The 14,927-nt window shown below is 69.1% G+C and carries 15 protein-coding genes and 1 pseudogene; 7 read left to right on the top strand and 9 right to left on the bottom strand.

What is annotated here, in order from left to right:
- The first annotated feature begins 138 nt into the window (after positions 1 to 138).
- The 4 genes from MVG78_RS06095 to MVG78_RS06080 all read left to right on the top strand — a co-directional run bounded on the left by MVG78_RS06095 (position 139) and on the right by MVG78_RS06080 (position 2,562).
- Complete coding sequence (locus MVG78_RS06095; protein WP_247559097.1) at positions 139 to 939, top strand: hypothetical protein; 801 nt, start codon at positions 139 to 141, stop codon at positions 937 to 939.
- Between the two features lie 59 nt (positions 940 to 998).
- The gene (locus MVG78_RS06090; protein WP_247559095.1) at positions 999 to 1,181 is read left to right on the top strand and encodes a hypothetical protein; all 183 of its coding nucleotides are present in this window, start codon (positions 999 to 1,001) and stop codon (positions 1,179 to 1,181) included.
- Positions 1,182 to 1,188: 7 nt separating this feature from the next.
- Positions 1,189 to 1,614: a hypothetical protein gene (locus tag MVG78_RS06085; RefSeq protein WP_247559093.1), complete on the top strand. Its 426-nt coding sequence runs from the start codon at positions 1,189 to 1,191 to the stop codon at positions 1,612 to 1,614.
- Positions 1,615 to 1,863: 249 nt separating this feature from the next.
- Positions 1,864 to 2,562: a hypothetical protein gene (locus MVG78_RS06080; protein ID WP_247559091.1), complete on the top strand. Its 699-nt coding sequence runs from the start codon at positions 1,864 to 1,866 to the stop codon at positions 2,560 to 2,562.
- 362 nt (positions 2,563 to 2,924) lie between these two features.
- Here MVG78_RS06080 and MVG78_RS06075 read toward each other — a convergent pair whose 3' ends face one another.
- The 9 genes and pseudogenes from MVG78_RS06075 to MVG78_RS06035 form a co-directional block, all read right to left on the bottom strand.
- Positions 2,925 to 3,305: a hypothetical protein gene (locus MVG78_RS06075; protein ID WP_247559089.1), complete on the bottom strand. Its 381-nt coding sequence runs from the start codon at positions 3,303 to 3,305 to the stop codon at positions 2,925 to 2,927.
- A 67-nt stretch (positions 3,306 to 3,372) separates the two neighbouring features.
- On the bottom strand, positions 3,373 to 3,741 hold the full coding sequence (locus tag MVG78_RS06070; RefSeq protein WP_247559087.1) for a Rap1a/Tai family immunity protein: 369 nt from the start codon (positions 3,739 to 3,741) through the stop codon (positions 3,373 to 3,375).
- Positions 3,738 to 4,853: a hypothetical protein gene (locus MVG78_RS06065; RefSeq protein WP_247559085.1), complete on the bottom strand. Its 1,116-nt coding sequence runs from the start codon at positions 4,851 to 4,853 to the stop codon at positions 3,738 to 3,740. The genes MVG78_RS06070 and MVG78_RS06065 overlap by 4 nt, the downstream gene beginning before the upstream one ends.
- Positions 4,854 to 4,863: 10 nt before the next feature.
- Positions 4,864 to 5,649, bottom strand: coding sequence for a BsuBI/PstI family type II restriction endonuclease (locus MVG78_RS06060; RefSeq protein WP_282615057.1), 786 nt, complete (start codon positions 5,647 to 5,649; stop codon positions 4,864 to 4,866).
- Positions 5,634 to 5,957, bottom strand: coding sequence for a hypothetical protein (locus tag MVG78_RS06055; protein ID WP_282615056.1), 324 nt, complete (start codon positions 5,955 to 5,957; stop codon positions 5,634 to 5,636). The genes MVG78_RS06060 and MVG78_RS06055 overlap by 16 nt, the downstream gene beginning before the upstream one ends.
- On the bottom strand, positions 5,954 to 7,567 hold the full coding sequence (locus tag MVG78_RS06050) for an HsdM family class I SAM-dependent methyltransferase (RefSeq protein ID WP_247559083.1): 1,614 nt from the start codon (positions 7,565 to 7,567) through the stop codon (positions 5,954 to 5,956). Before MVG78_RS06050 ends, MVG78_RS06055 begins: the two co-directional genes overlap by 4 nt.
- A 385-nt stretch (positions 7,568 to 7,952) precedes the next feature.
- Positions 7,953 to 8,369, bottom strand: coding sequence for a type II toxin-antitoxin system HigB family toxin (locus MVG78_RS06045; protein WP_247559082.1), 417 nt, complete (start codon positions 8,367 to 8,369; stop codon positions 7,953 to 7,955).
- Positions 8,370 to 8,557: 188 nt separating this feature from the next.
- Entirely contained in the window at positions 8,558 to 10,246 is a 1,689-nt protein-coding gene (locus tag MVG78_RS06040) for a dihydroxyacetone kinase family protein (RefSeq protein WP_247559080.1), read from the bottom strand.
- A gap of 25 nt (positions 10,247 to 10,271) precedes the next feature.
- A pseudogene (locus MVG78_RS06035) lies at positions 10,272 to 11,683 on the bottom strand (FAD-binding oxidoreductase).
- A 204-nt stretch (positions 11,684 to 11,887) separates the two neighbouring features.
- On the opposite strand from MVG78_RS06035, the gene MVG78_RS06030 reads away from it, so the two are divergent.
- The 3 genes from MVG78_RS06030 to MVG78_RS06020 all read left to right on the top strand — a co-directional run bounded on the left by MVG78_RS06030 (position 11,888) and on the right by MVG78_RS06020 (position 14,920).
- On the top strand, positions 11,888 to 12,802 hold the full coding sequence (locus MVG78_RS06030; protein ID WP_247559078.1) for a dihydrodipicolinate synthase family protein: 915 nt from the start codon (positions 11,888 to 11,890) through the stop codon (positions 12,800 to 12,802).
- Between the two features lie 133 nt (positions 12,803 to 12,935).
- Entirely contained in the window at positions 12,936 to 13,994 is a 1,059-nt protein-coding gene (locus tag MVG78_RS06025) for a Bug family tripartite tricarboxylate transporter substrate binding protein (protein ID WP_247559076.1), read from the top strand.
- A gap of 83 nt (positions 13,995 to 14,077) precedes the next feature.
- Positions 14,078 to 14,920 carry an IclR family transcriptional regulator gene (locus MVG78_RS06020; protein ID WP_247559075.1) on the top strand — a complete coding sequence of 281 codons (843 nt, stop codon included), beginning with the start codon at positions 14,078 to 14,080 and terminating at the stop codon, positions 14,918 to 14,920.
- The last annotated feature ends 7 nt before the right edge of the window (positions 14,921 to 14,927 follow it).

The following is a 14,927-nucleotide window of genomic DNA, read 5'->3' as shown; positions in this document are numbered from 1 at the left end:
CCGCGCGGCGAACCACCCCGCCACGTGCCTGCGGCCGTGCATAGCGGATAGGTCCTCCGCCGGGATGGATGACAAACAGGCCGCTTACGCCGCGATTTCGCGCGCGTCCCCTAATCCGTTCTTACAAAGGAAGCCCGCATGACCACTCCCGCCCCCACCTTCGCCACGGCCGCGCGCAAGGCGGAGGAAGAAGACGCCGAGATTGCCGCGTGGATCGACACGCACGCGGAGGACGTGTCGCGGCTCCGCCGCAAGCTGGCGGACATGCCGGTGAACGACACGCAACGGAAGCACGTCCGCACGCGCCTCGCGGAAGCCGCGGCGGCAATCGAGGATGCCAAGGAAGCCCGCGCGGCCCTCGCGCCGCGCCTGGAAGCCGAGCGCGCGGAAGGCGCCTACCAGCGGCAGTATGCCCAGCATGCCGCCGCACTGGCGGATATCGACGGGACGTTGCTGGCGCAGGCCGGGCGCGTGGACGACGCCATGGCGTTCCTCGTGAGCGCCATTGCCACCCTCACGCGCAATGCGGAGCGGGCGGCGGCGCGGGCCGGCATCGCGCCGATGCCGTGGCATCTGCACCAGCCGGTTCCGAATGCGGGCCGCTTCATTGATGTCCTGCTTGGCAAGCTGTGCGTGGCCGGCCTTCTGGACGCGGATAGCGGCTACATGCCCAGCCGCTACATGGACGGCGGCCCGCACGTGCCGGAACTCGGGTTGCACGGGATCGGCTCGCCCGTGGCCCTCGCGACGGCGGACAGCGCCACGCGCGCCCTGCGCGAGATGCGGGACGCCATCGCGGCCACGCCTCCGCGCAGCCCGGACGATCTGGCCCACGAGGCTGCGGCCCGCGACGCGCGCAGCGCGGCCGAAGCCGCGATGCTCGCACAGCCCGTGACGCGCCTGCCCGCGCCGCCCCCGACCGAACACCGCGCGCGATGAACCCGGCCGGCATGCCGGCCACGCTGTCCCGAAGTGATTTCGCCTAGGAGGTATGCACAGTGTCCAATCCGCTTCTCACGGCCCATGTGTCCCGGCAACTCGGCGCCATGGGCATCCCCGAAGGCACGGCGGCCGGCATTGCCGACGCCATCGCCACCGCGTCCATGTCCATCGCGCGAGCGGTTGCCGAAGCGACGCGCGAGCACGCGGCCGGCCGCCAGCCCGCCGACAATACGAACTGAGCGCGCCATGAGTGCCGCCCTGGACAACCTGTCGCGCCCCGATCTGGCACGGGCGGTCTATGCGTCCCGGACCACCATTGGCCCGAGCGCGCATATTGACGCCGCGCTTGACCTTATCGCGGCGCTGGAAGACGCGGAGGCGGCATCCCTGCCGTTGATCGCCCGTGTTCGTGGTGGCGAGAGGGTGGCCGGTGCGCTGCGCGATCATGATGCCATCATCGCCGATCTGCGCGGGAAGGCTATGCGCCTCAAGGCTGACGTGGCGCGATGCCGGCGCGGTGAACGCGGCGCCCGCGCCGCAATCGACAGGCTCGCCACACTCGCCGTCGCGGATGCCGAAGCGACCATTGCGCGGCTGCTTGCCAGCGTGGACGAAGCGTCCAGGCCGGAGACGATGCCGGGCGAACTCGACATGTCGGCGATGCTCGCGTGACGCGCCGCCCGCACCGCGCGACGGGCCGCCCCCGCACCGGCCGAAATGCCGCGTCCATCGGCTGGCGCATCCGCCTATGGCTGCACCACCACGGGCTGCTTGACGCGATGCGCCTGCCGCCGGCCGGCCCGAAGACGGAAGCCGCGTTCCGTGCCGCGATAGCTGCCGGCACTGCGCCGCCGCGCTTCCTGCGCAGCACGACACGCGGCCGTCCCCGGAAGTCGTCTCATTCGATGGAGGTTGCACAACATGTCTGACGGCAGCATTTCGGCGGCGCAGCGCATGTATCCTTCCGCGTCGCCCGCTGCCCCGGCGGCGGCTGCGGAGCGGCAACCCGCCGCGACGGCTCCGGCCGCACCCGCTGCGCCCGCACCCGCGCAAGCGCCCGCCGATCCTGCGCAGGCGGCACAGGCGCCCGCGCCGCACCCGCGTTCGCAGTGGGGCGAGCGCCCGCCCGCGCTGCCCGTGCAGCCCAAGGGCGTGCCCGATGCGCCCGAACCCCTGAACGGCGCGGCGTTGATGTATGACGCGCCGCCCGGATCGGTTCAGGATGTGCAAGCCATCATGGCGTTGCCGGACGATCCGGCCGCCGTGGAAGCCGCCGGCTTCGATGTGACACCCGAAGCCCGCGCCGAGCGTCAGGAAGCCGCCACGGCGCTGCACGCGGCCGGACTGTCCAGGGCGGAGGTTGACCTTGCGTGGAAGCACGCTGTCAGGGCGGCGCATCCGTCATGGCAGGCGCCGAGCATCGAAGCCGCAGATGCCGCCCTGCGCCAGCACTTCGGGGACCGCTACGAGGACCAGATGGCGGCGGCTCGCGAGTTCTATCAAGGCATCGTCGCGCGATCCCCTGCCATCAAGCGCCACGTGACCGCGAATGGCTTGGACCGCTCCCCGGCGTTCATCATCGCGTTGGCGAAGGCCGCGACGCGGCGGCGCGGGCGGTAGCTGCTTCCTGCTTCGTCGTGGTGCTGCGGCGCGCGTCCGCTCCGGGTGGTGCGCCGCAGCCGCCGCCTTGCCCTGGCCGGCGGCGGGCTGGCGGGCGGCGCGTGCTTGGCGCCTGACCACCCTCCCCCTCGAATGGCGCGAGGGCCGGGGGAGGGGGTTCGCCGATACCCGCTCGCCTCGTCCCACAGACCCCACGCGCCTATGGGGAGCGCCTTCCACGCTCATTCCCTGGCCCACCACGACACCACGTCCACAGTGGACGAAATGCGCGGCCCGTCTCCCGCCATCGCACAGTCCGATTACACAAAATGGCGTGGTGCGCGTGGCGCATATTCTGGCCGCTTCACCGGGCGAGCTATCTCTCAGTTCTGCGCGGCATCTGCCGCTTCTTGTTCCTCCAATTCTTCCTCGGCCTCAGGCGGTCCCTCGGCCGCTTCACGCTGCGCGATCAAGGAAGTAACGTCGCTCCACTCCTCCATGCGGAAGACATGGACGCGACGCACCCACCGGCAGAAGGTTGGCGCACCGGCTTTCAAAGAGCCCTGCAACTTCATGATTGCAGTGATTGGATTTTGCTCGGCTTCGGTGTGGTAGAGCGATCCTTGAGGATGCGCGGTAAAGCCGCAGGTGGCCAAGGCTTTCGGTATCTCCGTCTGATAGACGGCAGTGATTTGGCTCGCGGTCATGCCGGAAGCCCGCATACCTTTTGTGTCAAGGTCAAAGGCGATTGCGTATTGAGCCATGAGTAATCCTCGCTGGTCGATTTCGGACGTGGATACGGCCGATATAGCGCATCATTACTGCCTGCGCTCAGTTCGCGCGGCACGGGAAGGTTACGGCGAGCGACAAGAGCACGACTTGCGCCGCTGGCCCGCTGAGGCTGGCTGGGTTCTGCGCTGCGTAGCCCTGGAACGACAGGATTGCCTGCCGAGCCGATATGCCTGCCGGAATGCAGACACCCGAGACGCCGGCCACTGCGGCAGCGTCCGTGACAGCCATGATGTAGGTGGTGCAAGTTGGGCTGTCTTGCCGGCATGCTTCATATAGCCTATCGGCCCGGAAGAACGCGGGCGTGCTACCGCTCTGCGCGAAGGACACGTGCGGCGCGAAGATGCCGAACGCCGAAGCGCAGAACAGCCACGCACTTGCAAGCGGCGATCTGGCGGCGGGGCTGCTCATGTCGCAGCGTGCCGCCTTAGCCAATCTAGGATTTGCCGCACTACCACGTCTGCCGTCGCCTTCGCATCACGTGCTTCCTCCGGCCGAAGGTCCGGCGGCCCGCTTGGAAAGTCGGCGAGCATGCGCCCTGCATGAATGCGCTGACGGAAGCGGATGAGACTATCTGCGCGCGTGCGCGTCAGTTGATCCAAGATCGCCGCATCCCTGCCGGCTGCGGCGCTGGCAACAAGATCGTCAATGCGCCATCGGTGGGGCGGCTCGTCAAAAGTCTTCGATCCCATCGGGCCGCCGCCGCTCTGCCCGCGCGCATGCTTCACGATGAAGGTTAGTGCGCCCTCTACCAACGCGGCGGCTAGCGCCGTCGCGGCCAATGGCGAAGTCTGCGCGCTGCACTGCCGAAGCTCCGCGACAATCTGCGTCCACCAAAGGCGGAATGCACCGTAGCCAAGACGCTCAAGTTCGTCGGCGAATGCGTCTAATGGCTCTGACGATGACGGGCGGCCGTCTCCCCGTCGCGCAATGACATCCTTGACCACGGGATGTGCCCTCGCGCTGTCCGTGCGACGCATCACGTCGCGCGGCCCTCCGCCCTGGCGCCGTTGCTCACTCGGCGACGCATAGCGGCTCCCGCCCGGCGGGTAGCTGACAAGGCCAGCCTTCAACTGCACGATGTTTCTGAGCACCATCAACGTAATCGCCACGTCGATATCGTGTCGGGGAATGCCTTCCTGAACGGCGCGTTCAGCAAGCACGCTTCGTTCAATCGCAGCCCGGTCCCTGCCGGCAGTGCGCGCGCAATCACTCATCTGCGTGATGACGAAATCAACCGCCTGCCGGTTGCGGAAATCCGGCTCTTGCGGAGTGTGAAAATCGAGGCAGAACGCGAGGGCAGCGAAGTCCGGCATGAGATGCCCGCGCGGTCCTTCGTTCTCATACGTGTTGATGTCTGAAAGCGCGTCGTTGATCTCGCCGGGCTGGTAGCCAAGCCTTTGCCCGACTTCCAACAGTTCGGAGTGCGTCAGTCCCGGAGCGGCTGGCGCAACATACACGCTGCATTCGAGGGCGGCGCGGACGAAGCTCTTGACTTGGCGAAGGTCACGGTGTCCCGCCATCCGCTGCCCCTCAAAGCAACGCGGACAGCTTGCGCGCGGCCGTGCTGCCATCGTGCATCTGCACCAGCTTGTCAGGCTCCGACACGAACCACGCGAAGGAACGCCACGCCAGCGCCGGCATGGCGCGCCGCGCGGGATCGGCACCGCGATCCATATACGCGGTGACGAAGGCTGCATGCTCCGGTTGGTAGGCACGAGGCGCGGACGCAATCATTTCCAAAATCTGACGCTGCCGCTGTTCAGTCACCGGGCCATCGGACGCCACGACTTCCACGAACACCAACAGCACTTCGCCAGCGCGGCCGGGCGGATCGAGGTCCACAAGCACCACGTCCGGCAGCATCGTCGCGGCGTCCAAGGTGATGCCAAGCGCACGCTCAAGCGGCGCGTCACGGAAAGGCATCTTGTTGGCGCTATCACTGATCCACGCCACGCGCGGATTGCCGAGGAAGGCCGGCGCGAAGACTTCCACAACCGCCTTGGTAATCAGGGGGCTTGGACCGGGCGGCAGGATGATGGACGGCCCGCCGGGGCATTGCACGGTGATGTTGGCGCTTGCGGTGCTGGCACTGTTCCGCACCAAGGCGGCGCGCGCGAGGGCAGCGGCCGAGAGGTTCCGCCGTCGCCATTCCGCTGCCGCCGCTTCGATCTGTGGCGCATCCATGCCGGGGAGGAACAGCGCAGCGAAGTCGGCTTGCAGGGCGTAGCGGCCGAGCGGCGACGTGGTGGCAAGCCCGCTGCGCTCCACCATCGCATTGACGCGCACCAAGCCTTGCCGGATCACTTCATCCCGCAACGGCTCGCGCGTGTTCTCGGCATACCAGCGGCCTTCCGGGAAGGCGCCTTCGCCGCTGTCATCGCGACGTAGTAGGCACCGCGTGCCGCGTCGTCTTGCTGCGCGGCCTGGGCATCGCTCATGCGCACGACATGGCGGGGTGCAATCCATAAATCGGCACCCGCGACGGCGCCGACATAGAGCGCGGTGAACACCGTTCGCGCCGTCATCTCGCGTATCAGGTATCCGCGATCCGGTGTGCCTTCGGGGAAGATCGTCAACAGCCGTTCGCGAACGTCCTGCCAGGGTATCAGCGGCGGCAGGCTCATTCGGCACCATAGAGGCGGGCGACCGCCTTCTCTGGATCGGGCGACGCGAGCGCGGTTAACAACTTATCGGCGGCGGGTAGGGGCATGGCTTCGAGTTCGGATGCGCTCACGGCAACAGATGCGTTGATGCAGCGAAGCACGCGATCCGCTGTCATGGTGGCGAGGAAGGCGGCGACGGCGGACACCGGCACCTTCGGCTTGGCGACGATGGGCAACACCATGTTGAGATGGTTCTCAACCGTGATGCGGCCGTGCTGCGCGATCACTTCGGCCGGCATCTCCGCCGAGATAAGCCGGCGGTGCTGTTCCTTCGCCGTGGTCCGCTGCACCAACACGCAAGGGCGCGTGACGATGTTCGGGTCATTGGGACTGCTAGGCTCGAACCACGGCGCGTGGTTCCGCTTCGTCGCTTTGAGGACGAAGCGTCCATCCTGCGTGATTGCTTCCGCCCATACGATGGGGACGCGGTTCTTTCCCGGCTTGGTGTGCAGCCGGGGCTTGTGGCGGTTCCACACAAGCGGGCCGGTTGACACCGCATAGCCCCAATCGGCGAGGCGCGCCGGCATCTCGCGCATGCGCTGCACAAAGGCCGCATCATCGGCGCTGCGCGGCAGGGTCCACGGCGCTTCGGGATCGTCCGGCAGGATCAAGGCGCCTGTCGGCTGCACCGTGAGCGCGCCGCGCTCGGCGAGCACAACGGCGCATGTCGCGCTGCGCTCGGCACGGCCGCGCCGGAACGTCGAAAGGGCTACCTCTTGCAGCACGTCCGCGAAGGCATCCTTGCGGCTTTCGAGTAGGTCAATCGACACGGGCGCCGCGTGCTCGTGCAACAGCCGGCGCAGCGCCTTGAAGTAGTGTCCGGCCAGGAAGCTCGCGGGTGTCAGATAGGCGACGATCCCGCCGCCCGGCTTCGCCAGATGCACGGCAAGATCGGTGAACAGCCCGTAGAGGTTCGGATGCCCGTGCAGGCTGCGGCCGAAGCGGGCGCGCGTCTCGGGCGTGTCCTTCACCTTGCCGAACGGCGGGTTGCCCATGACCAAATCGTGCAGCCCGGCCGCATCCTCGAAATCGGACAGCGCGTCGCGCATCTCCGCGACATTCCCCAGCCGGCGGCCGGACGCGGCGACCAAGGGCAGTGCCACGGCCTCAACCGCGAGATTGGCCAGCCATGCGGCGAAGCCGTCCAAATCCCATCCGCGCAGCCGGGAGCCGAGCGCGGCGAGGGCAATGGCAGGCTCGGCGCCGTCCATCGCGGCGAGCATCCTGCCGGCGGCTTCCACAAGGAAGGCGCCGCCCCCGCATGAGGGATCAATCGCCCGCCCGCCGCGCCAGCCATGGCCAGCGGCCTCCGCCTTGTCCAACAGGCGCCGGACCAAGGCGGGCGGGGTGTAGAAGATGCCGTGCTGGGTCCGGTGCGCTGGCGGCAGGGCTTGCGTGTAGAGGCGGCCGAGCGCGGCGACGGCTTCCGGCACCGGCAGCCGGGCAAGGTCATGCCCGAACGCGCGCGCATCGGCGACGGTGAAGGGCGAGAGTTCGGCGAGCGCCAGCCCGGCGGGGGAGTGACGGGCGCCAGCCGGCTGGCGCCATGCGCCTTGGCACTCGCCTGCCACCACGCCACTGCGGCGGCGTGGGCGACGGCGCGGGCCGCCTCTACGCTGGCCGCATCGGCCACGGCTGACAGGGCGCGTTGACGGTGCAGCAGGGCAGCGCCCGCCGTCTCTGCCCTCCCTTGCCTAGCTGCCCCTGTCCGTGCCATCCGTCCTACCTGCGATTCGTGTGCAATAATGCCGCGTAATAGCCTCGCGTGACAGAGAAGCCATGCGGCTTAACGGCTGATGTAGTGCGACGCTGCCATGCAGGCGGCCGGCCTTGGACAGAATGGCGAGCGGCGCGCGGGCTGGCCTGGACAGAACGGGCCATCAACTGGACAAACGGTCCATTGGGGAACCGATTAGGGGACGCAACTTCCCGTGTCGCCCTAAGGCGGCCTAGAACCTATCGTCCGGGCGGACACCCTCTCCGCCAGCGAAGCGCGATAACTAACTGATATTTATTACAATTCTGGGCCACAACCGGTCCTTGTTCCCAAGAATCCGTTGGGACACCGGGAGATGGGAGCTCATGTTTTGCGGCCTGTCCGGCGGCCGCAGAACCCACATTGGCGCACAGCGCAAGCATGGCATCGCGGGCTTCCCACCAAACCTGGAAGACCTTCCAGGTTGATCTGCCGCACTCGGCGCGAGTGCTGATGAACTTCACCAGCACCCGGCGATAGCGATAGGCGATGCGAACGATCAGGCGGAACTTGTTGCCGCCGATGTCGAAGACCACCCGGCTGTCGCCCACGAAATCCGCCGAGCGGAACATCGCCTTCACATCGGCCGGGTCATCCCACTCGGCGTTGCTGACCATCGCGTCCGCAAGCCCGCCACCACCGGCCTCCCAGCGCCCTGCTCATCCGAAAAGGGCTGGGGAGATCCCGGCCCATCCCGCGACGTTGCCCGCCCTGTGCTTCCTGGCCCTGACCTCGGTGCGGCTGGGCGAGGTGGCCGGCCGGAGATGACCTTCCACCGGGCATTCCCTGCGGCCGCCATGCCGTCTCAGCCCGGTGCGGCGGCCAGCGCACGCAGCCAGACCACGGCCGCGGCGGCGCCTGCATCGGGCACGCCGAGTGCACGCTCGCCGAGATAGCTGGCCCGGCCCAACCGGGGCCGCATCCGGGTGGTCTGCTCGGCGCCGGCCTCGGCGGCCCGGACGGCGGCGGCCCAGGCCATGGGCGCCGGCCGGCCCGCTTCGAGTTCCGCGAGGAAGGCTTCCGCCGCCGGATGCAGCGCATCCAGCATGGTCCGGTCGCCGGGTTTCGCGCCCCCGAGTTCCGCGATGGCCGCCACGCCACGCCGGAAGGCTGCGGCCCAATCGGCCGGCCCAGGCTCCGGTGGCAGGTCGCGCGCCGCGCGCAGCAAAGCCGTGGCATAGAAGGGGCCGGAACTGCCCGCGATGGCCCGGCGCAGCGCGCCGCCGATCCGCGCCAGGGCTTCCGGCGCATCGGCGAAGGCAGCGGGCGGCAAGGCCCGGATGGCGGCCGCGCCGCGTGCCAGGCTGATCCCCAGATCGCCATCCCCGGCCCGGCTGTCGAGCGCGGTCAGCTCCGCCTCGGCGGCCTCCACCGCCTCGGCCGCGGCCAGGGCGGCCTGCTTCAGCCGGCCGGAGAGCGGGCCGGGCTGGCGTTCCGCCGCGGCATCCTTGCCGGCCGGGGCCGGGACCAGGGCGGGGTGGGACGGGACATGCCCGCCGCCGGGCCAAGCCGGGGCGCGGGCCGGCGCGTCCAGGAGATCCCGCCGCGCCTCGTCCAGCCGCAGCAGGGACAGCGAGCAGCCCGGCATTTCCAGCGCGGTCAGGAAGTTCCCCGCCCAGGCCCGTTCCACCACCAGCCCCCGCTCCCGCAGCAGGGCCAGGGCGCGGCGGGCGACGATGGCCAGTTCCATCGGCGGCGTGCCGCCCAGCCCGTTGACCAGCAGCGCGAGGCGCTCCCCCGCCCGCAGGCCGCGATCCTCCAGGATGGCGGCGAGCAGCGTTTCCACCAGCCCATCCGCCGGCCGCAGCGCACCGCGCTCCACGCCCTGCTCGCCATGGATGCCGAGGCCGAGTTCCACCTCTTCCTCGCCCAGCGTGAAGCCGGGCTGCCCGGCGGCGGGCACGGTGCAGGCGCCCAGCGCCACGCCCATGCTGCCGATCTCCGCCGCGGCCGCGCGCGCCAGGCGCGCCACCTCGGACAGGGACTGGCCTCCCTCCGCCGCGGCGCCGGCCAGCTTGTGCACCAGCACGGTGCCGGCGATGCCGCGCCGGCGCTCCGGCTCCACCGTGGCGCGCAGGGCCACGTCGTCGGCCACCACCACGATCTCGACCGGAATGCCCTCCGCCCGTGCCAGTTCGGCGGCGAGGCCGAAGTTCAGCCGGTCGCCCGTGTAGTTCTTGACCACCAGCAGCGCCCCGGCCGGCCCCGCCACCGCCCGGATTCCCGCCAGCACCCCATCGGTGCTGGGAGAGGTGAAGACATCGCCCGTCACCGCCGCCGAGAGCATCCCCTCCCCGACATAGCCCGCATGGGCCGGCTCATGCCCCGCCCCGCCGCCGGAGATCACCGCCACCTTGCGCCGCGCCGGTTCCGGCAGCCCGGCGCGGATGACGACATCCTCATCCTCCAGCAGGGCCTGGGCCGGGTTCAGCGCCACCAGCCCTTCCAGCATCTCCTGCACCACATGGCGGGGGTCGTTCACCAGCTTCTTCATGCGTCCTCCTCCCTCGTCTCTCTGCTCAGTCGCTGTCACGCGGCGGCAGCAGCTTGCCGGGGTTCATGATCCCGTGCGGATCGAAGGCCCGCTTGACGGCCCACATCAGGTCCAGCGCCCCACCATGCTCCAGGGCCATCAGGTCCAGCTTGTGCAGCCCGATCCCGTGCTCGCCGGAACAGGTGCCGCCCAGCCGGATGGCACGCTCCCCGGTGCGGTGCGCCAGGGCCTCGGCGCGCTCGCGCTCCCCCGGCAGGGCGGCGTCGAAGAGGATGCCCAGGTGGAAGTTGCCATCGCCGACATGGCCGATCAGCGGCGCCTCCAGCCCCGTTGCCGCGATATCCGCCTCCGTCTCCAGGATGCAGTCGGCGAGCGCGGAGATGGGCACGCAGGCATCCGTGCCCATCAGGGCACGGCCCCGGCCATGGGCCAGGTTGGCCGGCAGGGCGTCGTGCCGGGCTTTCCAGAGCCGGGAACGATCCTCCGGCCGCCGCGCCCAGGCGAAGCCGCCACCCCGGCCTCCGCCGCCAGGGCCTCCACCGCCAGCGCCTGTTCCTCCACCGCGGCGGGGCTGCCATGGAATTCGAGGAACAGGGTCGGCAGCGCCTCCAGCCCCTCCAGGCGGGAGAAGGCGATGCAGCAGCGCATCTGCGGCGCGTTGGCGAATTCCATCCGCGCCACCGGGATGCCGGATTGCAGCACCCCCACCGCGACCTCCAGCGCCGCCTCGACGGAAGGGAACTGGCAGGTGGCGGCGGAGACCGCCTCGGGCAGCCCCTGAAGGCGGAGCTGCACTTCGGTGATGATGCCCAGCGTGCCCTCGCTGCCGAGGAAGAGCCGCGTCAGGTCGTAGCCGCTGGCCGATTTCCGCGCCCGGGTGCCAGTGCGCAGGATGCGGCCATCCGCCGTCACCACCGTCAGGCCGAGCACATTCTCCCGCATCGTGCCGTAGCGCACCGCGCCGGTGCCGGAGGCGCGGGTGGCCGCCATGCCGCCCAGCGTGGCATCGGCCCCGGGATCGACCGGGAAGAACAGCCCGTCGCCACGCAGCGCCTCGTTGAGTTGCAGCCGCCGCACGCCCGCCTGCACGCGGCAGTCCAGCGCGGCGGGGGAGACGTCGAGGATCGTGTCCATCAGCGACAGGTCCATGGTCACGCCGCCATGGATCGCGACCACCTGCCCCTCCACCGAGGTCCCGGCCCCGAAGGGGATCAGCGGCACCCGCGCCTCGTGGCAAAGGCGTGCCACGGCGGCGACCTCCGCGTTGTCGCGCGGGCGCACCACCGCATCGGGCGGGACATCGTCGGGCAGGGCCTCGCCATGGCCGTAATGCGCGCGGGCGGCGGCGCTGGTCAGCACCGGCTTCCGCAATGCAGCCTGCAGGGCGGGAAGGATGAGGGCGACGCCTGCCGCCGCCGGGGCAAGGTTCAGCAGCATCGTCTCCGACCTCTCTGTTTGTCCATTATGCAGACATCATCAAGTAACTGCCTGCTGGGATCAAGTCTGCCCGGCGCACCGCACCCATCCGTAGCCCACTTCTTTCACGAAAAATTTCTGGGCAGGCCCACCAAAAATGACTTGACCGTCATCCTTCCGCAAAAATAATGTCCGTATATCGGACAACAACCGATTGGAGGAAACATGACCGGCAAGCTTCACGGGATCATCCCGCCAATGACCACGCCCTTCAACGCGGAGGGTGAGATCGACGAGAAAGCCTTCCGCGCGCAGGTCCGCTTTTTCCTGGACAAGGGCGTGCATGGCATCTGCGTCGGCGGCAGCACCGGCGAAGGGCACACGCTGACACGGGACGAGTTCCGGCAGTTGATGGCTGCGACCGTCGAGGAAGTCGGTGGCAAGGTCCCGGTGGTGGCTGGCATCATCGCCAACAGCACGCGCGAGGCCATCCTGCGCGCCCGCGACATCGACGACCTGAACGTCGACGCACTCCAGATCACGCCGGTGCACTACCTGTTCAAGCCGAGCGAGGAAGCAACCTATCAGCACTTCAGGACGCTCGCGGAATCGGTGAAGCAGCCAGTCATCATCTACAATGTCATTCCCTGGAACTACCTGAGCCCGGCGCAACTGATCCGCATCATGCGCGAGATCCCGGGCGTGATCGGCGTGAAGCAGAGCCAGGGCGACATGAAGCTGATGGCCGACTTGCTGCTGGATGTTCCCGAGGGCAAGCTCGTCTTCTCCGCGGTGGATGCCCTGCTCTACCCCTCCTTCGCGCTGGGCTCGCCGGGCACCATCGCGGCCAATCCCGCCGCCGTGCCGGGCGTCTGCGTGGCGCTCTGGGATGCCGTGCAGCGCGGCGACCATGCCACGGCGATGGAAATCCACACACGCATGCTGCGCTTCTGGAACACCATCGTCGGCGACAACCTGCCCGCCTGCGTCAAGTATGCGCTGGAACTGCAGGGCTGTCCCGTCGGCCTGCCGCGCGCGCCCATGCCGGTTGCCTCCGAGGCGCAGAAGGCCGCCATCGCCCCGGCGCTGCGCCATGTGCTGGAGATGGAAGGCCAGGGCGTCCGCATCGCCGCCGAGTAACGCCGGCTCGCCATGCCCGATGGCGCCCTTCCGCGCCATCGGGGAAGATCTTACGCAAAAACAAGGTCCGCCCGGCCTCTCCGCCGCCCGGAACGGCGCGCGGCCGTCCCGGAGCGGACGGAGGAAACGAAGAATGGTCCAGGAAGCAAAGGGCGGACAGGCTCCCCGCCGCCATGCCCGGAACGGGAAACCCGCCCTCACGGGGCGTCGCGCGCTCGCAGGCCTCGCCCTTGCCGCCGCGGCGCTCCTCGCATCGCCGGATGCCAGGGCGCAGAACGGCAACGCGGCCACCTCCTTCCCCAACCGGCCGATCCGCATCGTGGTGCCCTTCGGCGCCGGCGGCGGCATCGACACCGTTTCCCGCCCCCTGGCACAGGTGCTGAGCGGCATCCTGGGCCAGCCGGTGGTGGTGGACAACCGGGCAGGCGCCGCCGGCAATATCGGCATGGAGCATGTCGCGGAGTCGGCGCCGGATGGCTACACGCTGCTGCATGCCAATTCCGGCGTGCTGGTCACCAACCCCATCCTCTACACCAACACGCGCTTCAAACCACAGCGCGACCTGGCGCCGGTCGGACAGGTCACCACCGATCCGCTCCTCTACATCGTCCCGGCCAGCCTGCCGGTGAAGAACCTGAAGGAATTCGTGGACTACGCGAAGGCCCGCCAGGGCGAGGTCAGCTTCGCCTCCGGTGGCGCGGGCGGCGTCACGCATCTGGTGGGCGAGCTTTTCGCCATCCGCTCGGGCGTCAACCTGATCCATGTTCCCTATCGCGGCTCCGCCCCGGCGCTCACCGACCTGATCGCGGGGCGCATCCAGCTGATGTTCGACACGCTGGGCCTCGTGCAGTCGCATCAGGGCACGGGCAGCATCCGCCTCCTCGCCGTGGCCATGCCGCAGCGTTTCGCCGCACTGCCGGACGTGCCGACGGCCGCGGAGGCCGGCGTCCCGGGCGCCGAGGTGAACAGTTGGCAGGCGCTGATGGTTCCGGCGCGCACCGATCCCGCGATCGTGGCGAAGCTGAGCGCCGCGCTGCGCGAGGCGCTGAGCAGGCCGGATCTGCAGAAGCTCTATGCCGAGCGCGGCTTCGTGCCGACCTACAATCCGCCGGAAGTGGTCCGGGCCAACATGGAGTCGGAAACGAAAAGCTGGACCGAGGTGATCCAGAAGGCCAACATCCGCCTGGAGTAGAAAGCCACGCGGTACCGTTTCCCATGCCAAGGGGCCCCGGTCCGTCCGGGGCCCTTTCGCGCAACGTCCAGACAAAGGGCCCGATGCTGAAGACGACGAGACGAGTGCAGGACCTGGCACCGGAGCAGGAGAGCGGCCGGCAGAACCTGAAGTCGATGTCCAAGATGCTTGATGTGCTGGAGTGCTTCTCGCTCATCGACCGGGAACTCTCCGTGCTGGAGATCGCGCGGCGCACAGGGCTGCCGCGCACCACCGTGCACCGGATCGTGGACAGCCTGCGCGCCCTCGGCTTCCTGGAGCAGGAGGCGAGCCGCGAGCGCTACCGGCTCGGCTTCAAGCTTTTCGAACTGGGCAACACCGCCCTGGCCAATCTCCCTCTGTTCCGCGAAGCCCGACCCTATGTGGATGCCCTGGCGAGGCTGAGCGGCGAGGATGTGCATCTCTGTGTCTTCGACGGCATGCAGATGGTCTTCATCGAGCGTTTGGAACGTGGTGACGGGCGGCCGAACAACACGGTCACGCGGATGGAGGCGACGCCCTGCCACAGCACCGGCGTCGGCAAGGCGGCCCTGGCCTTCCAGCCCGATGCCGTGATCGACCGGATCATCCGCCTCGGCCTGCCGCCCTTCACCAACCGCACGATCGTGGATGGCACCGCGCTGCGGCAGGAGCTCCAGGCCATCCGGATGCGTGGCTATTCCATCGACGATGGCGAGCACGAGCCCGATCTGCGTTGCGTCGGCGCGCCGATCCGCAACATGGCCGGCCGGGTCCTCGCCGCGATCAGCGCCAGCGGCCCGGCTCGGCGCGTCACGCAGGCCAGGGTGCCCGAACTGGCCGCCACCGTGATCGCGCATGCGGAGGCCATTTCCGCCCGGCTCGGCTACCGCGCCGAGGAGCCAACGCGTCTCGCCACCGGATCCTGAACAGGAG

Source organism: Roseomonas gilardii subsp. gilardii, from assembly GCF_023078375.1.
Classification (GTDB): Bacteria; Pseudomonadota; Alphaproteobacteria; order Acetobacterales; family Acetobacteraceae; genus Roseomonas; species Roseomonas gilardii.
The sequence above is the reverse complement of the archived record's forward strand: the minus strand, read 5'-3'. Positions and strand labels throughout refer to the sequence as shown.